Below are 25,682 nucleotides of genomic sequence, written 5' to 3'. Positions count from 1 at the left end.
AGAGGCACAATGCTGACATGGAATACGAACGCGGATTCGACAGATTGGTCAACTTCAGTGACGCTGTGGTCGCGATCGCCGCGACACTGCTGATCCTCCCGTTGGTGGAACTGGCAGACCCCGACGAGAGTGCGCAGTTCATCGACATTCTGCGCAGCCACGGGGTGGAGCTGTTCGCGTTCGTGCTCAGCTTCCTGATCATCTTCTCGCAATGGCTGAGCCATCATCGTGTCTTCCGCGACCTGATCGGATACACGCGGTCTCTGATGTGGGTGAACTTCGTCTGGTTGTTGTCGATCGTCTTTCTGCCGTTCCCCACCAAGTTGATCGCCGAGAAGAGTGGATACGACGCGAGCGCGTCTCCGCTGTACGTCGCGACGATCGCGGTGTCGGTCATCTCGATGTGCGCGGCCGATGTCATCGTCTCTCGGCATCCCGGCATCGTCGCGAAGGACACCCCGACGCGCAGCAACCTCCGCAACGGTGTTGTCACCTCGGTGCTGATGGTGGTCGCTCTCGGGCTCTCGTTCACACCGCTCGGGCTGTGGTCACTGCTCGTTCTGCTGCTGACCAAGCCGCTCGCGCGCCTCCGAACTCGGGTGCGCGCGTAGATTCCAGCGCGCCTACCCAGGTGGTGCAGCGCGCCCCCAGGCGTCGGGGTTCACCGGATGCGGTGGCAGGGAGCCGCCGAACATCGCAGCCGCATTGTTGGCGCACAGTCGCGCCATCTCCGACCGCACCGACACCGTCGCGCTACCCACATGCGGCAACAACACGGTGTTCGGGAGCTCTGCGAGGCCCGGTTCCAGGCTCGGTTCCCGCTCGTAGACGTCCAGTCCAGCTGCCGCAATGGTGCCCTCGCCGAGCGCAGCCACCAGAGCGGCTTCGTCGATCACCGGCCCGCGCGCGGTGTTGATCACGATCGCCGACGGTTGCATCGCCCGCAGCACTGCTGCGTCGACCAGATGGTGGGTGGACTCGTTCAGGGGAACATGTAGGGACAGGAAGTCGCTGGTCGTGACGATCTCGTCCCATGATGCATGCTCGACGCGACCCGCGAACTCACCGAGCTCCTCCTCGGAGACCGGGCGATCCCCGGGTGGGCGAGGGCAGAACTTGACCGTCATACCGAAACCCAGTGCCCGTCTGGCAGTGGCCCGGGCGATGCGGCCGAACCCGGCGAGCCCGAGCACTTGGCCCGAGACGTCGCTGCCGAGAAGCAGTTCCGGCTCCCATCCGGTGAACGAACCGGAGCGGACGAACGCATCTGCCTCCAACGCGCGTCTGGCCGTGGACAAGATGAGCAGCATCGCGATGTCGGCGGTCGAATCGGTCAGCACCCCGGGAGTATTGGCGACGGTGATGCCGCGTTCGGTCGCAGCTGCGATATCGATGTTGTCGAATCCGACTGCGTAGTTGGATATCCCGACAAGTGACGCCGACTCGAGCAGCTCGGCGTCGAACCGGTCCCGCAGCTGGGAGACCACGACGCGATAGTCGCCGGAGGAGCAAGCGTCGATCAGCTGCTCGTGATCGAGAGCTCGCAGGTCCACCTCACCTGCGGCGCGCAGGATATCCATTCCCGGCGAGGGGATCTCGGTGGTGACGAGAATGCGGCTCACAGGACCCACTCGAAGGCGCCGGCGTTCGATCGTGCGCCCTGGACGGTGTTCGATCGCATGGGCTCGTCCAGTTCGGCGAGCAGACCCTCCGACACCGTCACCAGTGCCGCGAGGGTCTCCGGCTCGAACCAGTCCGGCCGAGTCGCGAACAGGATGTCCTCGGAGGAGGTGTTGCCGCTGGCTCCCGGCGCGAAGGGGCAACCGCCGAGACCGCCGAGGGAGCCGTCGACCATCGTGGCTCCGGCCGAGATCGCCGCGAGGGTGTTCGCGACACCCATACCCCAGGTGTCATGACCGTGGAAGACCACTCGGCGGTCGGGGGTTTCGGCTCGCACACGCTCGATGAGGGAGGAGACCTGCAGTGGTACCGCCTGCCCGAGGGTGTCGCAGATGACGATATCGGTTGCCCCGGTGGCACGTTCGTCGTTGGCGATCTCGATGACCCGGTCCGCGGGCACGTGGCCCTCGAACGGGCAGGTGAAGGAGGTCGCGATGCACAGTTCGACAGCACCGCCCACCGATCGCGCTATGTCGATCGCATCGGGCATGGCGGCAAGCGAGACCTCGGTGGATCGACCGATGTTGGCCTCGTTGTGCGAGTTCGATGCGGAGAAGCAGTACTGGAAGTTGCGCGCCCCGGCGGCAGCGGCCTTCTCGACATGCCGTGGAGTGGCGACCCACACCCAGCATCGCGCGAGTTCGGCGGCGGTGAGTTCACCGATCACCTCGAGCGTGTTGGCCATCGCGGGCACCTTGTCTGCTCGCGCCATCGACCCGACTTCGAGCGCAGGCACACCGAGATCGACAAGAGTCCTGATGATCTCGAGCTTGCGCTCGGTGGCGAGTATCTTGCCGGTCAATTGCAGGCCGTCGCGCATCGTGACATCGCGGAGCTCGGCCGCGGGAGCGAATCGATACATCTGCTCAACCCATCTCGTCGTCGGTACGGCCGAGCAGAGTCGACAGTACTTCTCTGGTGTGTTCGCCCAGATCCGGTCCGACCGATCGAATGGGCAGGGACACATCGCCGATCACCGGCACCACGCCGACGAACCCGACCTCGGTGGGTTCCTCACCGCCGGTGTCGACCGGGAAGTGCTGAATCATGTTGCGGGCGGCGTATTGCTCGTCGGCGACGATATCGGCCGCCGTGTAGATCGGACCCGACGGCACCCCGGCCGCATCGAGGATCGTCAATGCCTGCTCGCGCGAATGTAATCCGGTCCAGGCCGAGATAGCCGCGTCCAGTTCCTCCCGTCGTCGCCACCGTCCTGCGTTGGACGCCAGGTCCGGATCGGCTCCCAGGTCGGCACGATCGATGGTGTCCATGTAGCGCTGGAAAATGGCATCGCCGTTGCCTGCGATGATGATCGAATGACCGTCGTTGCACTGGTATGCGTTCGACGGCGCGATTCCTTCCATCCGGCCGCCCGTCCGCTCGCGTTCGACGCCGTAGGCGAGGTAGTCGGGAATCAGCGATTCCATCATCGACAGAATCGACTCGTTCAGGGCCACATCGATCGAACGCTGCGCGAGCGGCAGCGGGGACTGCTCCTCCGGTGCCTGCGCCGCACGCCTGGTCTGCCGTTGAAACAGTGCCATCACGGATCCGAACGCCGCGTACAGTCCCGCGATCGAATCACCGATGGAGACCCCCACGCGAACGGGCGGCCGATCCGGGTCGCCCACGAGATTGCGAAATCCGCCGTACGCCTCGGCGACGGCAGCAAACCCCGGTCGCTGCGACATGGGTCCGGTCTGTCCGAAGGCCGAGATGCGGGTGATGATCAACTCGGGATTGGCGGCACTGAGCACCTCCGGCGAGATGCCCCACTTCTCGAGGGTGCCGGGCCGGAAGTTCTCGAGCACGATGTCGCATTCGGCGGCCAAATCGATGACGTCCTGACGCCCCTGTTCGGTGCGCAGGTCGAGCACGATCGACTTCTTGTTCCGGTTGATCGTGCGATAGAGCATCGACGTCGTGCCGGAGTACAGTCGCCAGTTGCGTAGTTCGTCACCGGTTTCGGGACGTTCGACCTTGATCACCTCGGCACCGAAGTCGGCGGGCATGCGCGCGGCAGTAGGGGCGGCAATGTAGTTGCCGAGCTCGAGAACTCGAACTCCGCTGAGCGGCAAGGCCATCGTGTTCCTTTCGATACTCACAGCGAAAAAGCGCACCGACTTGTGCCTCGAGTGTGCCCCTGGTCGACCGGTCCGATCAACAACGACGGCAACGATGTCAGATCGGCTGGGCGCGTCGGATCGACAGCGCAGCGCGCGAGGCATCGAGTTCGACCGGCGAGCGCACCGCCACTTCCCCGACGCGCAGAACTCCATCGGAGAGCGGTTCGACACGCAGGCCGCCTCGCCCGATCAGCGCCTTGCGCGCGCCGTCGGCCACCATCCGATCCATCCACGCGCACGGGTGTGCCGGTCTTCCGCCGCGGAACGCGATCCAGCCGTCGCCGGAGTTCAGCTCGAATTCGAGACCGCGCAGCGGGTCCAGCTCCAGTCCGCGCACGACGATGTTGCGCCTGGCCACCGCGGGATCGGGTACCTCGATGCCGAGCACCTCCCCCACCGCGCCCCAGGCCTCGACCGACAACATGCTCACGGCCGCCTCGGTGTGTGCCTTCACGCCGAAGAATCGATCACCGCGGATGCCCTTGTGCGCCACGATCTCGACGCTGGACGGCAGCTCGGTCGGCACCTCGGCCGGGCCGTCCTTGGATCTACCGAAGTAGGCGTGTGAGGGCGCAGTCAGGAGCTGCACTATGTGGGCGCGATACTCGAAGGGCACGCAGCCCAGTCTGCCCCGCACCCGCATCGGGCCGTTTCTTACCCCGGAGTAAGAACTGGTCAGTACACTCGCGACATGGCTGGAACCACGCGTGTGACCACCTCCGAGGGCATCATCGAAGGCAAGCCGGTCGGCGAACTCATCACCTGGCGAGGCATTCCGTACGCCGCGCCGCCCGTCGGTCCACTTCGATTTCGAGCGCCGCAACCCACCGAGCCGTGGGCAGGAGTGCGCGACGCCACCGAGTGGGGCAATGCCTCGATCCAGCACAAACGCGGCACGATGCTCGCGATCGGCAAGTACCAACCCTCCAGCGAGGACTGCTTGACGCTCAACGTGCTGGCACCGAGCGCTCCGAGCCCCGCACCGCGCCCGGTCATGGTGTTCATCCACGGCGGGGCGTACACCCTCGGCACCTCGGCCACACCCCTGTACGGCGGTGGCTCGCTGGTGCGGCGCTCACTGCAGGACGGCGACGGCATCGTCTACGTCTCGATCAACTACCGTCTCGGCGCGCTCGGTTACCTCGACATGTCCCAGTTCTCCACCCCGGAGCGACCGTTCGACTCCAATCTGGGCCTGCGCGACCAGGTTGCGGCGCTCGAGTGGGTACAACGCAATATCGAGAACTTCGGCGGCGATCCGAACAACGTGACGATCTTCGGCGAATCCGCGGGCGGCAATGCCATCACCACTCTCCTGACCGTCCCCTCCGCGAAAGGCTTGTTCGCCCAGGCTATTGCCGAGAGCTCCGCTCCCGGCATGACCACCACCAAGGAACGCGCCGATCAATGGGCACGCGAATTCGTCGGGTACCTCGGCGGCACCGTCGACAACGCTGCCGAGATACTCGACAGCGCCGAGGTCCTCCGCCTCGGACGGGCCGGCACCAAACTCGGCCTCACCACCTTGCACCGCACCCCCGGCCTGCTTCCCTTCGGTCCGGTGATCGACGGCGACTTCCTGCCGGTCAGTCCGGTACGGGCCTACGCGTCGGGCACTGCTCACCGAGTTCCGCTGATCATCGGCACCAATGCCCGTGAGGGAACGCTGTTTCCGAAGTTCCTCGACGCCCTGCCCACCAATCCCGAACGCATCACCAAACTGTTCGCGCTCACCGATCCCGATGCCGAGGCGGTCGTCACTTCAGGCTACCGGGGCTACCCGAGCGAACGGGCAGCTATCGATTTCGGTGGCGATTTCACGTTCTGGAAGCCGTCTCTGGAAGTGGCCGAAGGGCATTCGCGTTACGCGCCGACGTACTTCTACCGTTTCGACTTCGCACCGAGGTCGATGAAGTTGCTCGGCTTCGACGCCACCCACGGTTTCGAGTTGTTCGCCGTGTTCGGCATCAGCGACACGCTGTTCGGCAAGGCACTCACCCTCGCCGGCGGACGGAAGGCCTTCGCCGAGGTCACCGATCAGGTGCAATCACAGTGGATCGCGTTCGCCACCAACGGAAAACCGCTCGATTCGTGGCCACGGTACGACGAAGCCGACCGCAAGACATTGATCTTCGACACCCGCACCCGGGTCCAGAAAGATCCGCGAAGCGACCGACGCAGAGCCTGGGAAGGCTATCGGGGCTACGACAGCCAGAAGCTCGAACCCGCTACTTGAGCAGGCGAGACATACGACGGTCGGCGAGAATCTTGCCGGCCGTCTGGCAGGTGGCGCAGTACTGGAAGGAACGATCGACATAGGCGACCTCGCGTACCGGGTCGCCGCACACCGGGCAAGGCAGCCCGGTCCGGGCATGGACCCGCATGCCCGATCTCTTCTCGCCTTTCAGACGCGCCGCGTCCTGCCCGGCCGAGCGTGAGACCGCGTCGGACAACACCGAGCGCATCGCCGCGTAGAGCGTCGCGACCGCGTCTGGTTCCAGCTTGCTCGACGATGCGAACGGCGAGAGCTTCGCGACGTGCAAGATCTCGTCCGAGTAGGCGTTGCCGATGCCTGCCAGAAGCGACTGGTCGACCAACGAGGTTTTCAGTCGTGCGGTGGTACCGCCGAGGATCTCCGCGAATTCGAGCTCGGTGACCGTCAGCGCGTCGGGTCCGAGCCTGGCGATGCTCGCCACCTGAGCAGGATCACGCACCACCCACACCGCCAGCCGCTTCTTGGTACCCGCTTCGGTCAGGTCGACAGCGGGCGTCGCACCCTCGGGGGTGAAGAAGTGAATGCGAAGAGCGAGCGGTCCTTTGCCGGGTTTCGGCGGCGCGGCGCTGGGATTGTCGACCCACCGGAGCCAGCCCCCACGAGAGAGATGCGTGATCAGCCACAGATCGCCCGCCCGAAGTGCGAGGTGCTTGCCGAAGCGGGCGGCATCGGTGACGTCCTTGCCCTGCAGCTCGGTGATCGGTGGATCGAATGTCTTGAGAACACTCAGTGCTGCGATGTCGATCCGCCCGATCACGGCACCGACAGCATGCTCGCGCAAAAAGCCGGCCAGGGCTTCCACCTCGGGTAATTCAGGCATGTGTCCAGTATGCAGCTACGATGGCCGTCGTGATGGTTCCGACTCCGTACGAAGATCTGCTGCGCCGCATCCTCACTGCCGGGACGGCGAAGTCCGACCGAACCGGAACCGGTACCACCAGTCTGTTCGGACATCAGATGCGTTTCGACCTGGCGGCCGGCTTCCCGTTGATCACCACCAAGAAGGTCCATCTGAAGTCGATCGTCTATGAGTTGCTGTGGTTCCTGCGCGGAGAATCGAACGCCACGTGGCTGCAGGAACGCGGAGTGAGCATCTGGGACGAGTGGGCCGCCCCGGACGGCGAGCTCGGGCCCGTCTACGGGGTGCAGTGGCGTTCGTGGCCGACCCCCTCGGGTGACCACATCGACCAGATCAGCCAGGTCGTGGAAACCCTGAAGACCGATCCTGATTCTCGTCGGATGATCGTCTCGGCCTGGAATGTCGGCGAGATCCCGCGCATGGCGCTGCCACCCTGCCATGCGTTCTTCCAGTTCTACGTGGCCGAGGGCAAGCTCTCCTGCCAGCTGTACCAGCGCAGCGCAGACATGTTCCTCGGGGTGCCGTTCAATATCGCCAGCTACGCACTGCTCACGCACATGGTGGCGGCACAGACCGGTCTCGAAGTGGGCGAGTTCGTCTGGACCGGCGGCGATTGCCATATCTACGACAACCACCGAGACCAGGTCACCGAGCAGCTGTCTCGGGAGGCCTATCCGTACCCCACCCTGAAGTTGGCGCCACGCGATTCGATCTTCGACTACACCTACGAGGACATCGAGATCGTGGGCTACCTGCACCACCCGGCGATCAAGGCTCCGGTAGCGGTGTGAGTGCCGCGTTCGTCGGCTCGATCTGGGCGCAGAGCAGCACCGGAACCATCGGCGACGGGGGCGGCATCCCCTGGCACGTTCCCGAGGACATGGCCCACTTTCGCACCGTGACAGGCGGCCATACGGTCGTCATGGGTCGCAAGACCTGGGACTCCCTGCCGTCGAGATTCCGCCCCCTTCCGGGTCGACGGAACATCGTCGTCACCCGAAATCCCTCGTGGTCCGCTGACGGAGCAGAGGTGGCACACAGCGTCGCCGACGCGATCGCGCTGGCCGACCCCGCCCCGGTCTGGATCATCGGCGGCGGCGAAATCTATCGCAGTGCAATGGAAATCGCGACCCACCTCGAGGTCACCGAGGTCGACCTGGACGTCGAGGGCGATACCGCTGCTCCGGAAATCCCGGAGGGCTGGATCGCGACCGCGGGCGAATGGCAGAGCAGCCGGGTCGACGGGACCCGCTTTCGCTGGGTCGAGTACCGAAAGCCCGCCCACGCGTCCTGAGCGCGTTCAGGATTCCCCGTCGCGACCGCGGGCGGTGCGTCATACTGTCGATCATGGACAAGAAGTCACTCACCGCCCTTGCCCGCCAACAACTCAAGCTCGCGGTCGGCGCGTCGAGTGGCCGCAGTTCGCAGACGGTGTACGGCGGTCATCGTCGCCACCTGCGGCAGACGGTCGTGGCATTGGCCGCCGGAAACAAGCTGGCCGAACACGATCTGTCCGGTGAGTCGACGGTCCTGGTGCTGAGCGGAAAGCTCGAACTGATCAGCGGCGACCGCTCGTGGAAGGGCTCCACCGGTGACCTTCTTGTCGTCCCGGACGCTCGCCACAGCGTCGAGGCGATCGAGGACGTGTCCTTCTTGTTGACCGTCGCTATGTGAGCGATTTCCGTACGACCAACACCGGACAGTCCGCCGAGTTGACGAGGGCGAAACTGGTGGATCCCAGTAGCATTCCGCCGAATCCACCGCGTCCGCGGTTGCCCACCACGATCAGTGCGGCGGTCTCCGATCGACCACTGAGAACCCGAACCGGTCGGTCCTGTGCGACGATGCGCTGCACCTCGACATCGGGGAACTGCTCCTGCCACCCGGCGAGGCTCTCGGCCAACACCGCTTCCTCGCCGTCGGCAATGGCCTGCCAATCCACGGGCGCGCGCCCGAACGACTGGGTCAGATCGACATCGGACCACACGTGCACCGCGATCAGTACGGCACCGCGTGCCGACGCTTCGACGAATGCCCACTCGATCGCTGCCTGGTTGACTTCGGACCCGTCGATGCCGATGACGACCGGTCCCTCTGCGACCGGACGGCCGTCGATGTCTCGACCCCGCACCACTGCCACCGGTGAGACGCTGTGCGCGGCCAACGACACTGTGACAGCGCCTGTTTCACTGGCACCGATCACCAGCATCTCGGCTTGCGCCGAAACCCCGATCAGGACATCCATGACGCCGCCCTCGATGGCACTCGACGTCACCTCGAAAGCGGGATCGTCGACGACCGATGCGGCCAGAGTCGCTGCGGCCACCAACCTGGACTTTGCGGTGGCGACGAATTCGGTTGCTTCTCCTGCGAATTCACTCAGATCGACGACCCCGGGCATGTCGACGGCAGTCACGATGTGCAATCGGAGATCACGCCGGTACGCGCAGAGCGCCGCCCAGATCACCGCCTTGTCCGCTGCAGCGGATCCGTCGATGCCGACGATGATCGGTCGAGAGCCTGTCACGTTTCGGGCCTCCGGTCGTTGCCACGAGAACGCGGTCTCGAAGCGTATGACGAATAGGAGTCCAGATTAGTCGATGAGACCCGAAGTATGTCGCGTCAGCTGGCTCGCAGTGCGTTCGCGTGCTCCCGCACATGCGCGTGACTGCGTGCGGTAGCGGCCGTCTGAGAGTCGAGATGGTCGAGGTAGTCGGCCAGCTGATCTCGTCTGCGCGCCCCGCCGCCGAGATCGGTGCGTTCGAAAACGCGCCACTGGGCCAGCATGGGTCGCAGGACCTCGTCGACGTGGCGGGCGAGGTCGTAGATCCCGTCGCGCTCGATGAGCATCGCGCTGCGGGCGAACCCGGGCAGGTTGGTCCCCGGTAGTTGGAAGTTCATGACGACCTCGGTGATCGCGGTGACCGTCAGGCCGGGTGCCACGTCGAGCGCCGCCGAGATCAGGTTCTCGAAGAACGTGATGTGCAGTTCTTGATCCGCGACGATGCATCCGAGCAGCCGATCGCCCACCGGGTCATGGCACTGGTCTGCGGTGTTGCGAAGACAGATGCTCGAGACCGACACCTCGATGGCCACCTGGACCAAGGATCGCAGCAGGTGCGCGCCGTTCATCGGGGAGTCGAAGCCCACGGTCATGCACTGCGCGCGGGCTCGTCCGAGTGCTGTCGGATCGACGCTGCGGGTGGCGACGAGGTAGTCGGTGACGGCCTCGGCGTGCCGGGTTCGCTCGCTGCTCCACTCGGCGATCCAGGACGCCCACGCACCGCCCTCCCCGGACGAGGTGTCCCGGCGGTACAGCGGAATATTCTGCTCGACAAGAAGATTGGTGACCAGCGCGGCTTTGGCGGCCTCGGTCAGAGTCGACGCGCTCGCCCCCCAGTACATCTCGGCGCGAACGATATCGGCCGGCCGCCACTGCACGGACTCGGCGCGGTGACGGGCAAGGTTGCTCTCGATGGTCGGCCGCAGCTCCCGCAGAACAGTGAACTGGCCGATGTCGTTGTTCATCCTGCTCCTCACTCTCCGCATACCTGTCCGGACGACCTAAAAGTAGGCGCGGCACCAACCGGCGGCGAGCACCTTCCACATTGTTTAGGGCAAATCGCAAGGGCCACGGAGGCCCGCTGAGATAAATCACAACGAGTTTGGCTGAAACCCTGGATCACATGTAGATAACAACCTATGATCGATCCTGTTAGAGGCCAGGAAACAAACTCGAGGTACGAAAACACCGCGGTTTTGCCCGCATTTACATAGATTGAGCCGCGGAGCCGCGTTGATACGTGCACGAAAGTTTGCTCTCCGATGACCTGAAGAACCCAACACGAAGGGTTGACCTGTGACCGTTCACAACTCGACTAGCCTCGGAATTATGGTCGCGGGTCAACCTGCGTCGGCCCCTCTGCGCGATTTCCGTGCCGTCGCACGCCTGCTCGTCGGACACTTCGCTGCCAACACCCCCTGCGGATCGTTGCCCGGCGAACAGCTCCACGGGGACGTCACCGAGTTCACCGTCAAGTGCATCAGCATCGCCGTGCAGATGCTCGACGAGCGACGCGCTCCGGCCGAGTCCGACCTGGCCGAGCTCCGCGCGAAGGCCAGCCAGTGGGCGCGCGAGGGCGTACCCCTCGAATCAGTGCTCAGCGTGTACCACGAGGGCATTCAGATCGGCTGGAATCTGGTGTCCAAGAGAGCAGGCGAGGGCGATGCCGCCCAACTGATCGAGGCCGCGCGCATGTTCGTACTGCTCTCCGAGAAGGTATCCATCGCCGCCAGCAAGAGTTACGTCGAGGAACTTCAGGCGGTGGCCAGCGAACACCACACCGCCGCGCACACCCTGGTGACCTCGCTGCTCAGCGGCCACAACGCCGTCTCGATGGCCCGCCAGTCCGGAATCGAACTGGCCGACAGTTACCTCGTCCTCGCCATCTCGGTGCCGCCGCACCCGGACGAGAACGATCCGAACATCCAGAAGACCGTCGCCGCACGGAGAAAGCTGCGTCGCGTCCAGGCCGAACTGGCCACGATCTGCGGACGCAGCCCGCTGTCTCTCCTCAGTACCGAGGGTGGCACCGTCCTGATCCCCGGCGTCCACGACGACGAGTGGGTCGAGGCCCTCGTGCACCGCATCGGCACCGCAGCCGAGGTTCCGGTCACCGTCACCGCCGAGCAGGCTGCCACCGCCGACATCCCCACCGCAGCCGACCAGGTACACGAACTGCTCTCGTTGACACACCAGCTGCATCGACCGTCCGGCCTCTACCGCATGGACGATCTGGTACTCGAATACCAGCTCACCCGCCCCGGGCCCGGCCGACGGCATCTGACGCAGATCCTCGAACCCCTCGACTCTTCGCCGGAATTGCTCGAGACCCTGGAGATCCATATCTCGCACGATCTGAACCGTCAGCGCTCCGCCCGCCAGCTCCATCTGCACACCAACACCGTCGATTACCGCCTCAAGCGGATCGCGCAGCTCACCGGCTTCGACCCGACCCGGCCCTCGGGAATCCGGCACCTGCAGGCGGCACTGGTGGCGCGTCGACTCGAATCCTCGCGCGGCGCAGCCTGACCTGCTGGTTCCCCCGGAGTCGTCGAACCGACAGCAGGTAGCGTCGGAACCATTCGACAAGCAAGGGGAATCGTCGGTGACGAAGTTGATGCTGGAGTTGTCCGCGGTGGTCAAGGAGTACCCCACCGGCGAGCAACCGGTACGAGCGCTGGACGGCATCGATCTCACCATCGAGGGCGGGCAGTTCGTCTCTCTGGTCGCGCCCTCGGGTGCCGGTAAGTCGACGCTGCTGCACATGCTCGGCGCACTCGATACCCCCACCTCCGGCTCCATCCGTTTCAACGACGTCGAGGTCACCACCCTCGACGACAACGCCCAATTGGACTTCCGACGGCACCAGGTGGGGTTCGTCTTCCAGTTCTTCAACCTGCTGCCGACGATGTCGGCATGGGAAAACGTCGCCGTCCCCAAGCTTCTCGACGGCACACCCATCAAGAAGGCCAGATCCAACGCGTTGCGACTGCTGGACATGGTGGGGCTCTCGCACCGATCCGAACACCGTCCGGCACAACTGTCCGGCGGACAGATTCAACGCATCGCGATCGCCCGGGCTCTGATGATGGACCCGGCGCTACTGATCGCCGACGAACCCACCGGCAATCTCGACTCGAAGACCTCCCACACCGTCCTCGAGATCCTGGCCGACGTGGCGCACGCCAGCGCTGGGCGTCGAGCAGTGGTGATGGCGACCCATGACCTCGATGCCGCCCACCGCACCGATCGGATCGTCAGCATGATCGACGGCCGCGTCGAGACCGACACACCGACGGCCGGTCTCGATCGGTGATCGGTACCGCGCTCAGCAGATTTCGCGTCATCAGCCTTCGCGACCTGCGCATGCACTGGGTGCGCTCACTGGTCTCGGCCGGTGTCGTCGCCGTGGCCGCTGGATTGCTCATCGCGGTCCTCGGTACCTACGGATCGTTGACCGGATCCGTCGAACGTCTCGCAGCGACGATTGCAGGCAACGCGAACTACGAAATCGTCGGCGTCACCGACTCGGGTTTCGACGAGCGTGAACTCGACGTCGTACGCGCCGTGCCCGGCGTGGTGGCGGCGGTTCCACTGCTGCGCAGCACTGTTCGATCCGATGTCGGGAATCTGACGCTCCTCGGAGTCGACGCCTCCGTCACCGCCCTGCAATCGGATCTGCAGGGTGCCGTCGGCGATGCGGCAGGGCTGCTCGCCGACCCGTCCGGTGTAGTGGTCGGAGCTGCAACGGGTCTCGAACCAGGCGACACCATCTCGATACGAGGTACCCCGGTCGCCGTCGCCGGAGTGATCGACGGCCCGGGGACGCAGCGCATCGGCGGGGGCAACTTCGCGGTTGCACTGCTCCCGACGGCCAGAGCGCTCACGGACCGACCCGGTCAGCTCGACTCGATCTTCGTCCTCGGTGACGGAGACACACTGCGCACCGATCTCGACTCCGCGCTGGGCGGACGGGTATCGGTGATGAATCCGGACTTCCGGGCCGACCGAGCAGACCAAGCGATGAGCCTGACTCGCAATGCCACGCTGATGGTCTCGCTCATCGCGTTCGTCGTGGCGGGCTTCCTCGTCTTCAATGTGATGAACATGGCCATCGCGAAGCGTCGTCCCACCATCTCTCTGCTTCGGGCCGTCGGCGGCCGCCGCGGCGATATCGTCCGCGATCTGCTGTTCGAGTCGGTGCTGGTCGGTCTCGTCGGTGGCGCGGTGGGCGTTCCGCTGGGAATCGCCATGGGCCGCATCGCTATCGAGAGCCTGCCGCCGTTCTTGTCGCAGGCTTTCGATGCGCAGATCGAATACGTGTTGCCCGGCTTCGCCATTCCGGTGGCGATCGTGGCATGTGTGCTGGCCTGTGTGGGTGCCTCGGCTGTCGCGGCGGTTCAGGTCTACCGAATCTCGCCGATCGAGGCGCTGGCCGTCGGCGGCGGGGACACCTCGGGTAGCCCCGGTCTGCGATTCACCGTGGCGGCCACCGTGTTCGGTATTGCCGCCATCGCCGGGTCGTTCCTGTTCGCCGTCAGTGTCGACGGGCAGGCGACCCTCGGTGCAGGCGCGCTGTTCATGGTCGGCGTCGTCGCATTGTGCGTCGGCGCGACAGGGCCGATCGTCTCGGCCACGGCAGCGGTGCCGCGCCGTTGGGGTGGCGCGGGCCGCCTGGCCACCGCCACCATCGAGCGCGCGCCGCGGCGCATCTGGGCGACGGTGATGACCATCGTGATCGCGGTGGGAGTCAGCGTGGGCGTGTCGGGTTCGTTGACCGATATGACCGACTCGGCGGCACGGTCGTTGTCTTCGCTGGCCGATACCGACCTGTACGTGTCGATGAGCTCGCCCGACGCCATTCCGGCTGGCCCCATCGTGCCCACCGAGATTGCGGACGCCGTCAGGGCCACGCCGGGCGTGACGCGCATCGTCGAGGGCCAGTGGGCCTACGCGAGCATCGACGAGCAATGGGTCTCGATCCAGGGCGTCGCCGACGGCAGCAACGCGGTGACTCTCTCGTCGCTGTCGGACGAGGTTCGCTCCGGCCTGCTCGCCGGTGACGGGGTTGTCCTCTCGCAGGGGCTCGGCCGATCACTGGGTGTGTCGGCCGGCGACTCCATCGACCTGCCGACGCCGACGGGCGTGCGGAACGTGCGCGTGCTGGATCTGGTGGACTACATCAACGCCGCAGGCGGCACGATGGCGATCTCGTTGGATTCGATGCAGCGTTGGTTCGAGCGGCCCGGCGCGACCTATCTCGAGGTCACCGTCGCCGGAGATGCTGCCGCTGTTCGAGATTCGTTGCGCGCGACACTGCCGTCGGATGCCTTCGTATACACCGGCGCAGCAGCCTTGGAGGGCACAAGTGCCGCAATCCGGCAGTCCGGTGCGTTGGCCATCGCATTGCAATGGATCGTGGCGCTCGTTGCCGCAGTCGCGTTGCTCAACACGTTGACACTGTCCGTCCTGGAACGTCGCCGTGAACTCGGGGTGCTCCGCGCGATGGGTGGTGGACGGGGAACCCTGGCCCGAATGGTGCTGGCAGAGGCACTGTCGGTCGGCATCGTCGGCGGTGCCCTCGGCCTGATCATCGGCGCAGGTCTGCAATACCTGAGCACCCTGATCCTCGGAGCCAGCATCGGAATTCCGGTCGACTACTCCGCCAGTTGGTCGGTGCTGCTGTACGGACTCGTTGCGCTCGGCCTGTCACTGCTGGGTTCGGCCCCGCCTGCCGTGCACGCCTCCCGGTTGAACATCGTGGAGGCTATTGCGGCGGACTAGGTGGGATCCGCGTCGGTCTGGGCCTCGGGATCCGCGGTCTGGGCCTCGGGATCCGCAAACGCGCGCGCGTTGGTCAGGTGCGAGCGGAATAGACAGCCAGTGGCTGGCAACTCTGCGCGCGTTTGGCGAATGCGCGCGCGTTTGTACGAGGGTGACCGACGTGGCCGAGCCGGACTTCGTTCCGATCGTGAAGCGCAGCTACAGCGCCTTCTACGCCACCGATCTGGAGGTCGAACTGCGCCGACACGGCCGTGACCAGCTCATCATCGTGGGAGTGTTCGCCTCGGCAGGAATTCTCGCGACGACGTTCGACGCTTTCGCCCGCGACATCCAGTGCCTCGTCGGCATCGAATCGACTGCCGACTACACCGCTCACCAGCACCGCATCGCCCTGAACCTGATCGCATCGCTGACCGGGAGGGTGACGAGCAGCGGCGACCTGCTTCACGATCGCCGCGGTGGGCCGCTAGACTAGCGAGCGCGATGTGGGCCAGCTGTGCACCGTAGCAGCGAACTCATCCGCAACCGATTGTTCGATGAATCGAAAGCCGTTGCTGGACACCAGCTTTCGACCAGGAAACGATCACCAGCCTTCGTAGCTCAGGGGATAGAGCAACCCTCTCCTAAAGGGTAGGTCGCAGGTTCGAATCCTGCCGAGGGCACCACCGCACCGATTCCGCGACTCCCCCTCCATCATCCCTGCGACTATTGCGCACCCGCGAAAATGCCCGTACTATCGAACATGCATTCGAGTACTGGGGAGGAACTCGTGGTCACAGCTCTACAGGATTCACCGCTGACGTCGGACGACTTACTGCGTTTCGTCGCACGCCTTCAATCATCGGACTTCGACGCCGACGCAGCTGCCGGCATCGATCTGATCTCTGCACTCGAGACGGTCAAGTGCGCCAGCGTGGCAGCTCAGGCCGTGGTCACCGACGCCGTCGCGACGTCGATCAGCAATGAACGCCGAGAACGAGGAAAGCCGAAAGCGCAGTGGCGCACTGGTATTGCGTCGCAGATCGGCCTGGCTCGACGCGAATCACCCAACCGTGGCAGCACCCACCTCGGTCTCGCTCGGGCCCTCGTGCATGAAATGCCGCACACTCTCGCCCGCCTGCGAGCCGGGGACCTCAACGAGTGGCGCGCGATGATCCTTGCTCGCGAGACGGCGTGTCTCACCGTCGAGGACCGCCGCACCATCGACGAACGATTGTGCGCAGACCCAGCCATACTGGCCGGTGCGGGCGACCGCACCATCGAAGGCCGCGCCCGCGCACTCGCCAACGAACTCGACGCCGCTTCCCAGGTGAAGCGCCGTGCCAAGGCCTACGCCGCCCGCCGCACCAGCACCCGTCCCGCACCCGAATCCATGGGCTTGTTCACCGTGCTCACCTCGATGGAGAAGACGGTCTGCATGTGGGCGACACTGCGACGCGATGCCGACACCATCATCAACACCGGCGGTGACACGCGGACCCGCGACCAGATCATGGCCGACCTCGCATTCGAGCGAATCACCGGTGCAGCAGCGGCTCAAGGTCCGCCGGTGACCGTCGACATCGTCATCTCGGACTCGACTCTCCTCGCCGGCGCAAACACGTCCGCGTACATGCACGGCCACGGCGACATTCCATCCGATGTCGCTCGGCAGCTCATCAGCGACGCACTCGACAGTGAGACACATATCGCATTACGACGCCTCTACGCCCATCCGACATCCGGTGCACTGACGGCAGTCGAGTCCACATCACGCGCATTTCCCACCGCACTCGGACGCCTCATCGACCTCCGAGATCGCACCTGCCGCACCCCGTGGTGCGACGCACCGATCCGCCACCACGACCACATCAGACCGCACTCCGCGGGCGGAAGAACGAGCGCCGAGAACGGCGCAGGTCTTTGTGCCGCATGCAATTACGCGAAAGAAGGCGAAGGCTGGACAGCCGAGGCGGTTCGAGGCACTCGCAGCGAACGACACCGCTACCGGCTCATTTCGCCCACCGGACACACCTACGATTCGAGCGCCCCTCCCATGCCGGTGATCGAGATCTACAACTCCCCGGCCGAGAACGTGATGCTCCTCGGACTCTTCGACGACGACGCCGCATGACCTGTCACTGCGGGAACAGACGGAGCCACAACTCGGTTACACTCGACATCGACGCGCGCAGTTGCGCGTCAGACGTCGTGGAATGCTCCCGAAATCACCACGTGCACCCTGCACAGGCTTCTCTTACGGCGATCGAAACTGCCCACCGGCAGTCTCGCCACCTTTGCATCTCGGCCCGAAGGCCCGCAGGTGCAACATCCTGCCCGAAAGGCACTTTTCAACACTATGACGACCCCACAGACTTTTGCTGCGCTCGGCGTACCCCAGGCCATCGCGGATGTACTCGCGAGCCAGGGCAAAACCGAAGCATTCCCCATCCAGGCCGACACGCTCCCCGACACACTGCAGGGACGCGACGTGCTCGGACGGGGAAAGACCGGCAGCGGCAAGACACTCGCATTCTCCATCCCGATGGTCGCTCGCCTCGCCGGCCAGCTTCCCGGCAACCGCAAGCCCGGCCGCCCACGCGGCCTGATTCTCGCGCCGACGCGTGAGCTCGCCACCCAGATCGCCGTCGCGATCGAACCGCTCGCCGCCGCATACTCACTGAAGGTCACCACGATCTTCGGTGGTGTATCGCAGGTTCGTCAGGTCTCCGCACTCAAGGCCGGAGTCGACATCGTCGTCGCCTGCCCCGGACGCCTCGAAGACCTGATGAAGCAGCGCCACCTCACCCTCGACGGCGTCCAGATCACCGTACTCGACGAGGCCGACCACATGGCCGATCTCGGGTTCCTGCCCGTCGTCACCCGCATCCTCGCCGCCACCCCGGACAAGGGCCAGCGCATGCTGTTCTCCGCCACCCTGGACAACGGCGTCGACAAGCTGGTCAAACGCTTCCTGCACAACCAGATCACCCACTCCGTCGACGAGGCCACCTCGCATGTCGAGGCCATGACGCACAGCGTCTTCGAGGTCGACGGCGTCGAGGCGAAGAAGAAGCTCGTCCATCGGCTCGCCTCGGGCACCGGACGCCGCATCCTGTTCATGCGCACCAAGCACCAGGCCCGCAAGCTCGCCAAGCAGCTCACCGACGCCGGGATTCCGTCCGTCGACCTGCACGGCAACCTCTCGCAGGCTGCACGCGACCGCAACCTCGCGGCCTTCTCCTCCGGTCAGGCCCGCGTCCTCGTCGCCACCGACGTCGCCGCTCGCGGCGTCCACGTCGACGATGTCCAGCTGGTGGTCCATGTCGATCCCCCGGCCGAGCACAAGGCGTACCTGCACCGCTCCGGCCGCACCGCCCGCGCGGGAAGCGCCGGTGACGTCGTCACCGTCGTCCTTCCCGAGCAGCGCAAAGACACCGCAGTACTGCTGCGCAAGGCCGATATCAAGGTCACCCCAGTCCGCGTAACCGCCGACTCGCCCGCAGTGGCGAACCTCGTCGGCGAACAGGCCCGCTACGTCGAGCCGGCACCACGAGTCGAGCAAGCCCCGGCCCGCAGCGGCGCACCGCGCAACAACAACGCGCGACGCGGCGGCCCGGCCCGTTCCGGCGGAAAGCCGCGTTCCGGCGGCGGTGGGCACAGCCGCCGCGCAGCAGGATCGACCTCGAGCCAGCGCAGCCGCTGAGCTCAGGCTGGCACACTGGAGCGGTGACCGTCAGTTCTCCTCGTACGTCGAAATCGGGGCCCCTCGGACCGCATGAATTGGCGACCGCTGCTGTCATGAGCAGCTTCACCGTCGCATTGACGGTGATCGGTGTCCTCGTGCCGATGGCCGCGATTCTTCAGGTGGTCGCAGCGGTTCCCATGTCGGTCGTGGCGCTGCGCCATCGGACGCGCGCATTGGTCACCGCTGCGATGGCAGCAACCCTCGTCGGTTTTGTCGCAGCCGGCACCCAGACCGCCATCACGGTCGCCAGCGCCGCCCTTCTGGGCGGCCTGGTCGGCCGGGCCAAGCGTAAGAAGCAGGGCCTCGCCGGAGTCATGGTCACCTCGATGGTCGTCGGGCCTGCGCTCGGAGCCCTGATGGTGCTGGTCCTGCTCGTCCTCGTTCCGCTGCGCGAGTTGTTCCTCGGCGTACTCCGCAACACTCTCGAAGGTGTATCCCGGCTACTCGAACGCATATCGGCCCCTCAGGGCGCCGCCGATGCGCTTCGGACGGGCTCGACCGCCGTGCTCGACAACTGGTGGTGGTGGGTCGGCGGATCGATCGCCTTCGGCATCGTCACCGGCACCTTGTTCGCGTGGCTGATTCTCACCGCCATCCTGGACCGCCTCTACACCATTCCAACACCGGAGTCCCTCGTCTCGAGCGCCGACGAGGAGAACATCGAACCACTGCCGGTCACACTGACCTCGGTCGGGTACCGGTACTCGGGAAGCAACACTGCGGCCCTGACCGGCGTCGACCTGCACATCGAACCCGGTGAATTCGTAGCGATTGTGGGCCACAACGGGTCCGGAAAGTCGACCCTGACGCGGATTCTCGCCGGCACGGAGCCGACGGAGGGCATCGTCAGCAGGCCAGGCGCACCCGGTCTCGGACGCTACGGCGGCACCGCCGTTGTGCTGCAACGTCCCGAAAGCCAGATCCTCGGTACCCGCGTCGCCGACGACGTGGTGTGGGGTCTGCCCCCGGGGGATACCCGTCCCGACGTCGATGCACTGCTCGACGAGGTGGGACTCGGCGGCATGGGTGCACGCGATACCGCGTCCCTGTCCGGTGGCGAAATGCAGCGTCTGGCCGTCGCCGCAGCATTGGCGCGCACACCTGCCCTGCTCATTGCCGACGAAGCCACGGCCATGATCGACGCCGCAGGCCGCGAACACCTGGTCTCGGTTCTCGCCGAACTGCCGCGAAGGCATGGCATGTCGGTCGTGCTCGTCACCCATCATGTGGCCGAAACCGTTGCTGCAGATCGCGTCGTGCATCTGCAAGGCGGCTTCCAGGTGCACCACGATTCGTCATGGATGAACCCGCGAACCGAGAATCCCATTGCCCTGCACGATAATTCGAGTCCCCGCCTGTTGGAGCTCACCGGCATCGAGCACACCTACAACCGGCGCACTCCGTGGGCACAAACCGCGCTGAACGGGATCGACATCACCGTCAAGCGCGGTGAAGGGGTGCTGGTTCTCGGTGGCAACGGCTCGGGCAAGTCGACTCTCGCCTGGATCATGGCCGGACTGACCGGCCCGACGAAGGGCACCGCACAGCTCGGCGGCAAGGCGATGACCGGGCGGGTCGGCGAGGTCGGGTTGGCGTTTCAGCACTCCCGCCTGCAGTTGCAGCGACGCACCGTATCCGAGGACATCGCCGCGGCTGCGGGCCCTGAAACCGGTTCTGCCACAGTGTCGGCCGCAATGGACGCGGTCGGCCTGGACAGGTCGTTGGCGGCTCGAGACATCGATTCGCTCAGCGGCGGCCAGATGCGACGCGTGGTCCTGGCCGGGCTCATTGCTCGCCGGCCGAGCGTGTTGGTTCTCGACGAGCCACTGTCCGGTCTCGATCCACCCGGGCGCGACGAGATCATCGCAGTTCTCGCCGGACTGCGCGAGCGCGGCGTCGCCATCGTCGTCATCTCGCACGATGTGGACGGCCTGGACACCGTCTGCAGTCGCACCATCACGATGGCCGATGGCCATATCGTCTCCGATTCGATCCTCGGGAGTGTGCACTCGTGACCACCGTCGTACTACGCCAGGTGCCACGGTTCTCGCCGATCCATCGCCTGTGGGCCGGAACCAAGCTCGTCACCGTACTGCTACTGAGCATCACGCTCGTCGTGGCTCCGACGTGGCCCGCGTTGGCGATCGTGTTCGCACTGCTGGTGATCGCGGCGATCCTCGCGCATGTGCCGATCACCGCGCTGCCGCGACCACCCTGGTGGATCTGGGCCTTGTTCGGCGTCGGAGCCCTGATCAACCTGCCGCTCGGCGGCGCGGCCGTGATGCTGTACCTGCGCGCAACACTGTTCGTCTTCGTTCTGCTCGGTGCTTCGATGATGATCGGCTGGACCACCTCGATGAGCGATATCGCGCCCGCGGTGTCCAGGCTCGGGACGCCCTTGAAGAAGCTGAAACTGCCGGTCGACGAGTGGGCGATCGCGGTGGCCCTGAGCCTTCGATCGCTGCCCCTGCTGATCGAAGAGATGCGCACCCTCAACGCAGCCCGACGCCTACGCCCCAAACCGGTCGTCAAGAGCGCCTCGGACAATTCACTCGTCGATATCGTCACGACCGTCATGTCGGTGGCCATTCGGCGGGCCGACGAGATGGGTACCGCCATCACCGCTCGTGGCGGCACCGGGATGATCACCGCGACCGACGACCGGTTCAAGGCCTCCGATGCGGCGGCACTGACTGTGGTCACCCTCGCGTGCGCCGCAGCGATCACACTGAGTTTCGTGCTCGGCTGACCTACTCGCCCGCGAGCCGCTCGGTGCGCGAGTTCAGCGCCTTGACGAATACCTCGGGGATATCGCGCGGATCCTCGGCCACATAGCTCGTTCCGCCCGTGACCGCCGAGATCTGCTGTAGCGCAACCGGGTCTGCATCACTGGTGATGCCGACCGTCACGATGACGACGGGCCGCACCGGATCTTGTTCCTTCTGCAGCGTCGCCAGCAGTTGGTCGAGAGTGATGCTGTCGGCGTCCTCGTTGGCTCCGTCGGTCAAGATGATGACACTGTTGACGTAGTTGGGGTCGTACCCCTCCTTGACCCGTCGGAACGCCGCCAAAGTCGTGTCGTAGAGCCCGGTTCCGCCACCGACCAGAGCCGGCAGACCCCGAATGGCGTCGAGAATCGCCTGTCGCTGCGGCTTGCCGTTGAATGTATTCGTCACCGGGGCCAGCGGAACGAGTTCTCGGTAGTCCTGTTTTCCGCCACCCAGCCCGATGGAGAAGGCCCACAACCCCATCTGGGTCTGGTCGCTGAAGATGTCGTTGGCACCGACCGACGCATCGACGGTGAGCGCGATGCGAGTCGAGTCACCCGATTTCGCAGCCATCGAACCCGACACGTCCTCGACGACGATGGTGCGCAAGGGCAGTGCGAGGACGGCCCAGTCCCTCAGCGTCGTTTCGATGGACAGCGGGTTCTTGATCTCCAGCGATGCCACGGACCCGACACCTCTGCCGTCGGGCAGCGGGGTGCCGCTCGAGGTTCTGAAGCCGGCCGCGACGAGAGTGTCCGAGGCAGCCGTGGTGGCCAAGACCGAGGCCAGAGCAGCTCCGGCCTCCTTGACTCGGTCGTACTCGGGCCCGGCCGGTGCCGTCACCGCCAACGGGTAATTGAGGAAGTAGCTGCCGGTCGGCGGCACCGTCTCGGTCAGTGTCGCGCTCGGGTTCTCCGCCTCGTATGCGAGAAAGGCCTGCTCGGTGGCCACGCTGGTTCCGCCGTCGGCATCGACCTCGGCCACGAGGTCCGGTGTGTCGTGAGGAGTGTCGGCAATCCGTCCGAAGTCCTGGGCCATCGGCACCAGAGCGGCGGAGACGGCCTTCGCGTCCGAGATCGCAACCTCCGATTCGGCGAGCGCACCGAGGATCGCGGCATTGGAGGCGCTGCTGGTGAGTGGGTCACCGATGCGTTGCCCGGGAATCTGCAACACACTGAGCCAGGTATCGGTCACCGGCACCGCATCGGACTTCGAGACCAGGACCGGCAGCGTGTTCGCCACCGATGTCTTGGCCAGCTCGGGCAGGGCACCGGTCGAGCGGAGAGTCTTGAGCAGCCACAGCGTCGAATCCGGAATCCACAGGTCCGGTCGATTCTCGGTGCCTGCGATCTCGGTGGCGGTGTCGGTAGGGCGCTCGGGGCGTACGTCGAAGTTCACGCAGCCACGGTCCACCTCGCCTGCCTGCGACAGAATCTGCTCGACCGGTTCCGCGATGGAGGTGTCCACAGCGAGCGAGACGGTGTCCAGAGAATCGCAGGAGTCGGCCCCGGATGCGCGTACGGCCTGAACTCCGAACCAGCCGCCGGCCACGACGACGACGGCCACCAGGGCCACCACCGCCCAGGTCACAGGCGAGCCGAACGGGCGCGCTTCACCGCTGTGACGACCCGACATCGTTCCCCCCTTCCTCGGTTCCCCTCACACTCGCAGGACGAGTGCAACCGCACGCGCTGTCAGGATGACGACCGGCACGTGATCCACAGCATAGTAACCACTCAGCGACCCGACCGGCTCCTGAGGGCATTGACGAATACGTTCGGAATCTCGGCGGGATTTCGGGCAACGAAGCTGGAACCGCCCGTCGCGGCCGATATCTGCTGCAGCACACCGGCGTCGGCATCGTCGGTGATACCGATGGTGACGATGATGACGGGGCGAGACGGGTCCTGCTCGGCCCGCAGTGTGGACAGCAGTTCCTCGAGCGAGACACTGTTCGGGTCCTCGTTGGCACCGTCGGTGAGGATGATGACGCTGTTGACCGCATCCGGATCGTAGCCCTGCTGCACTGTCCGAAAGGCCGCCAGCGTGGTGTCGTAGAGCCCGGTACCGCCGCCGACCAGCGACGGCATGGTTCGGATCTGCTGCAACAGCACCTCGCGCTGAGTCGTGTCGCCGACCTTGTCGTCCATCCGCCGGATCGGTACCAGTTCTCGATAGTCCTTGTCGCCACCCCCGAGCCCGATGGAGAAGGCCCACAGTCCCATCGACGCGTTGTCGGGGAACAAGCGGTTACCGGTCTCGCTGGCCTGCACCGTCAGGGCGATGCGCGTGTTCGCACCCGCGCTGTAGTTCATCGATCCGGACACATCCTCCATCACCAACGTTCGCGAGGGCAGCGCCAGGACCTGATACTCCCGCAGCGTCGATTCGGCAGCCTGCTGATCGGCAACCGTCAGCGCCGTCACGTCACCGATTCCTCGATCGGAGTCGAGGGGGGCGCCGTCGGCAGCTCGAAAGCCCGCCTCGGACAAGGCCTGCTGCCCGGGCTCGGATGCGATCGCCGCGGCCAGAGCCGCGCCGACGGACTTCGCGTCCTCGTGCTTTTGGCCTGCGGGCTCGGTCACCGCCATCGGAAAATTCAGGAAGATACTGCCGGTCGGCGGCACCGTCGCACCCAGCTCGGCGCCGGTGTCCAGTTGGTACTGCAGGAAGGTCTGCTCGGACACCACGGCAACGCCGCCGTCGGCGACCAGATCGTCCAGGCGTGTCGTCGCGTCGGCTTCACCGCGGTTGGCGGCCTGGGCCTGAGCGATGGGGACCAGCGCCGTCGACACGGAATCGAGCGCAGTGGCGTCGGTCCCGGCCTCCGCCACCGCACCCAGGATCGCGGCATCGGACATGGTATTTGTCAACGGGTTACCGATACGCAGGCTTTCGAGTTTCAAGGCGGTGAGCCAGGTGTCGAAGAACGGCACCTCGTCCTTGCGTGCAGCCAGCACCGCCGGGGTACTGGCCACCGACTGACTGGCCAGGTCGATCAGTGACGCGGTGGAGCGCACGGTCTTGCCGATCCACAACGACGAATCCGGAATCCAGAGTGAGGGCACGTCGGCACCCTTGGCGACAGCGTTGGACACCTGACCCGACTGACTCGCGGTCACCTCGATCTGGGCGCACCCCAGATCCTCGACCGACGTATCGTCGATGATCTTCTCCAGTACCGGCGCAATCGAGGGATCCGCGGCCAGGGAGTAGGACGCAGGGTCGCCGCACTCGGACCCGAATGCCTTCTGGGCTACCACCACGCCGCCTCCGACGACGAGGAGCAGGGCAACGGCTACGACGCCGTACTTGGCGACCCTGCTGCGACTCGTCGCGGACGACGGGACACTGTGTCTACCGGGCATGACTGGACCTCTCCGTAGCGAGCGGAGAGGAACGCATCTCCGCCCCGCCGTTCGGTTCGCCAGATACTACTTCAGGCGTAAATCTTCACGAACGTCTTCAGGGAGTTCTCGATGTCGCCTTTGAGCGCTCGCGCGACGCCGGACCCGATCGGGCCGAACAGCGGTGCCCCGCCGAGATTGACGTCGATGGTGATCTCGGAGCCGTCGCCCTTGGCTTTCACCGACATGTTCAGGCCGATCTTGACGCCGCCCTTGCCGTTGCCCTTGAGCTCGAGTTTCTTGGGCGGATCGTAGGATTCGATCTTCCACGACACCCGGTTGCGCATGCCCTTCACGCTGGCGACGGAGTCCAGAGTGGTGCCGACGGCCAGTTGCTCGGGCAGCTCGCCTCGCCACGCTTCGTGAATGGAGAGCCAGCGATCGTATCCGGACAGATCGGACGCATGCTCCCATGTCTGCTCGGGGGTCAGTGGGACGTCGAGGGAAACCTTCAGCTTGGCCACAGCAGGGATGGTAACCGCTGAACGAAAAA

The 25,682-nt window shown here is 65.4% G+C and carries 23 protein-coding genes and 1 tRNA gene; 14 read left to right on the top strand and 10 right to left on the bottom strand.

All coding sequences use genetic code 11. The annotated features are described in order from the left end of the window. Positions 1-17: 17 nt before the first annotated feature. The gene (locus ACOQFP_RS03240; RefSeq protein WP_206488186.1) at positions 18-611 is read left to right on the top strand and encodes a TMEM175 family protein; all 594 of its coding nucleotides are present in this window, start codon (positions 18-20) and stop codon (positions 609-611) included. A gap of 12 nt (positions 612-623) precedes the next feature. On the opposite strand, the gene ACOQFP_RS03235 is transcribed toward ACOQFP_RS03240, so the two are convergent. The 4 genes from ACOQFP_RS03235 to ACOQFP_RS03220 all read right to left on the bottom strand — a co-directional run bounded on the left by ACOQFP_RS03235 (position 624) and on the right by ACOQFP_RS03220 (position 4,422). Further along, complete coding sequence (locus tag ACOQFP_RS03235) at positions 624-1,622, bottom strand: 2-hydroxyacid dehydrogenase (protein WP_421583427.1); 999 nt, start codon at positions 1,620-1,622, stop codon at positions 624-626. Next, a complete protein-coding gene (locus ACOQFP_RS03230; protein ID WP_421583426.1) occupies positions 1,619-2,542 on the bottom strand; it encodes a hydroxymethylglutaryl-CoA lyase in 924 nt (307 codons plus the stop codon). The genes ACOQFP_RS03235 and ACOQFP_RS03230 overlap by 4 nt, the downstream gene beginning before the upstream one ends. Before the next feature lie 4 nt (positions 2,543-2,546). After that, positions 2,547-3,764, bottom strand: a complete 1,218-nt coding sequence (locus ACOQFP_RS03225) for a CaiB/BaiF CoA transferase family protein (protein ID WP_421583425.1) — start codon at positions 3,762-3,764, stop codon at positions 2,547-2,549. Positions 3,765-3,861: 97 nt separating this feature from the next. Further along, positions 3,862-4,422: a molybdenum cofactor biosysynthesis protein gene (locus tag ACOQFP_RS03220; protein WP_421583424.1), complete on the bottom strand. Its 561-nt coding sequence runs from the start codon at positions 4,420-4,422 to the stop codon at positions 3,862-3,864. Between the two features lie 75 nt (positions 4,423-4,497). Between ACOQFP_RS03220 and ACOQFP_RS03215 the strand changes: the two genes are divergently transcribed. Then, entirely contained in the window at positions 4,498-6,042 is a 1,545-nt protein-coding gene (locus tag ACOQFP_RS03215; protein ID WP_421583423.1) for a carboxylesterase/lipase family protein, read from the top strand. Here the strand turns inward: ACOQFP_RS03215 and ACOQFP_RS03210 are convergent. Continuing rightward, the gene (locus tag ACOQFP_RS03210) at positions 6,035-6,901 is read right to left on the bottom strand and encodes a DNA-formamidopyrimidine glycosylase family protein (protein WP_341243961.1); all 867 of its coding nucleotides are present in this window, start codon (positions 6,899-6,901) and stop codon (positions 6,035-6,037) included. The genes ACOQFP_RS03215 and ACOQFP_RS03210 overlap by 8 nt on opposite strands. Positions 6,902-6,930: 29 nt before the next feature. On the opposite strand from ACOQFP_RS03210, the gene ACOQFP_RS03205 reads away from it, so the two are divergent. From ACOQFP_RS03205 to ACOQFP_RS03195, 3 genes are read left to right on the top strand one after another with little or no spacing between them, the layout of a single operon-like run. After that, positions 6,931-7,731: a thymidylate synthase gene (locus ACOQFP_RS03205; RefSeq protein ID WP_307830729.1), complete on the top strand. Its 801-nt coding sequence runs from the start codon at positions 6,931-6,933 to the stop codon at positions 7,729-7,731. Continuing rightward, positions 7,728-8,234, top strand: coding sequence for a dihydrofolate reductase (locus tag ACOQFP_RS03200; RefSeq protein ID WP_206488170.1), 507 nt, complete (start codon positions 7,728-7,730; stop codon positions 8,232-8,234). Before ACOQFP_RS03205 ends, ACOQFP_RS03200 begins: the two co-directional genes overlap by 4 nt. A gap of 53 nt (positions 8,235-8,287) precedes the next feature. Further along, positions 8,288-8,614, top strand: a complete 327-nt coding sequence (locus ACOQFP_RS03195) for a cupin domain-containing protein (protein ID WP_206488168.1) — start codon at positions 8,288-8,290, stop codon at positions 8,612-8,614. On the opposite strand, the gene ACOQFP_RS03190 is transcribed toward ACOQFP_RS03195, so the two are convergent. Together ACOQFP_RS03190 and ACOQFP_RS03185 are read right to left on the bottom strand one after the other, a co-directional pair. Further along, a complete protein-coding gene (locus tag ACOQFP_RS03190; protein ID WP_341243963.1) occupies positions 8,607-9,467 on the bottom strand; it encodes a universal stress protein in 861 nt (286 codons plus the stop codon). The genes ACOQFP_RS03195 and ACOQFP_RS03190 overlap by 8 nt on opposite strands. A 95-nt stretch (positions 9,468-9,562) precedes the next feature. Next, a complete protein-coding gene (locus ACOQFP_RS03185) occupies positions 9,563-10,468 on the bottom strand; it encodes an acyl-ACP desaturase (protein ID WP_421583422.1) in 906 nt (301 codons plus the stop codon). A 364-nt stretch (positions 10,469-10,832) separates the two neighbouring features. Between ACOQFP_RS03185 and ACOQFP_RS03180 the strand changes: the two genes are divergently transcribed. The 9 genes from ACOQFP_RS03180 to ACOQFP_RS03140 all read left to right on the top strand — a co-directional run bounded on the left by ACOQFP_RS03180 (position 10,833) and on the right by ACOQFP_RS03140 (position 21,763). Next, complete coding sequence (locus tag ACOQFP_RS03180) at positions 10,833-12,032, top strand: PucR family transcriptional regulator (protein WP_241256318.1); 1,200 nt, start codon at positions 10,833-10,835, stop codon at positions 12,030-12,032. Between the two features lie 85 nt (positions 12,033-12,117). Next, the gene (locus ACOQFP_RS03175) at positions 12,118-12,819 is read left to right on the top strand and encodes an ABC transporter ATP-binding protein (protein WP_421583458.1); all 702 of its coding nucleotides are present in this window, start codon (positions 12,118-12,120) and stop codon (positions 12,817-12,819) included. Next, a complete protein-coding gene (locus ACOQFP_RS03170; RefSeq protein ID WP_421583421.1) occupies positions 12,816-15,287 on the top strand; it encodes an FtsX-like permease family protein in 2,472 nt (823 codons plus the stop codon). Before ACOQFP_RS03175 ends, ACOQFP_RS03170 begins: the two co-directional genes overlap by 4 nt. A 160-nt stretch (positions 15,288-15,447) precedes the next feature. Continuing rightward, a complete protein-coding gene (locus ACOQFP_RS03165; RefSeq protein ID WP_421583420.1) occupies positions 15,448-15,762 on the top strand; it encodes an isochorismatase family protein in 315 nt (104 codons plus the stop codon). A gap of 114 nt (positions 15,763-15,876) precedes the next feature. Beyond that, positions 15,877-15,952: transfer RNA gene (locus tag ACOQFP_RS03160), tRNA-Arg, on the top strand. A 104-nt stretch (positions 15,953-16,056) separates the two neighbouring features. Continuing rightward, on the top strand, positions 16,057-17,400 hold the full coding sequence (locus ACOQFP_RS03155; RefSeq protein ID WP_421583419.1) for an HNH endonuclease: 1,344 nt from the start codon (positions 16,057-16,059) through the stop codon (positions 17,398-17,400). Between the two features lie 225 nt (positions 17,401-17,625). Beyond that, positions 17,626-18,972, top strand: a complete 1,347-nt coding sequence (locus ACOQFP_RS03150) for a DEAD/DEAH box helicase (RefSeq protein WP_206488156.1) — start codon at positions 17,626-17,628, stop codon at positions 18,970-18,972. Between the two features lie 95 nt (positions 18,973-19,067). Beyond that, positions 19,068-21,029, top strand: a complete 1,962-nt coding sequence (locus ACOQFP_RS03145; protein ID WP_421583418.1) for an ATP-binding cassette domain-containing protein — start codon at positions 19,068-19,070, stop codon at positions 21,027-21,029. Continuing rightward, on the top strand, positions 21,026-21,763 hold the full coding sequence (locus tag ACOQFP_RS03140) for an energy-coupling factor transporter transmembrane protein EcfT (protein WP_341244528.1): 738 nt from the start codon (positions 21,026-21,028) through the stop codon (positions 21,761-21,763). Before ACOQFP_RS03145 ends, ACOQFP_RS03140 begins: the two co-directional genes overlap by 4 nt. 1 nt (position 21,764) lies before the next feature. Here the strand turns inward: ACOQFP_RS03140 and ACOQFP_RS03135 are convergent, their stop codons facing one another. The 3 genes from ACOQFP_RS03135 to ACOQFP_RS03125 all read right to left on the bottom strand — a co-directional run bounded on the left by ACOQFP_RS03135 (position 21,765) and on the right by ACOQFP_RS03125 (position 25,653). Then, complete coding sequence (locus ACOQFP_RS03135; protein ID WP_421583417.1) at positions 21,765-23,417, bottom strand: substrate-binding domain-containing protein; 1,653 nt, start codon at positions 23,415-23,417, stop codon at positions 21,765-21,767. A 101-nt stretch (positions 23,418-23,518) separates the two neighbouring features. Beyond that, positions 23,519-25,150 (bottom strand): substrate-binding domain-containing protein, encoded by a 1,632-nt coding sequence (locus ACOQFP_RS03130; RefSeq protein WP_421583416.1) that lies wholly within the window; start codon positions 25,148-25,150, stop codon positions 23,519-23,521. A gap of 71 nt (positions 25,151-25,221) precedes the next feature. Continuing rightward, the gene (locus tag ACOQFP_RS03125; RefSeq protein ID WP_206488146.1) at positions 25,222-25,653 is read right to left on the bottom strand and encodes a type II toxin-antitoxin system Rv0910 family toxin; all 432 of its coding nucleotides are present in this window, start codon (positions 25,651-25,653) and stop codon (positions 25,222-25,224) included. Positions 25,654-25,682: the final 29 nt, after the last annotated feature.

The sequence above is a fragment of the Rhodococcus sp. MALMAid1271 genome, from assembly GCF_049195265.1.
Taxonomy (GTDB): domain Bacteria; phylum Actinomycetota; class Actinomycetes; order Mycobacteriales; family Mycobacteriaceae; genus Rhodococcoides.
This window is presented reverse-complemented; position numbering and strand designations above follow the sequence as displayed.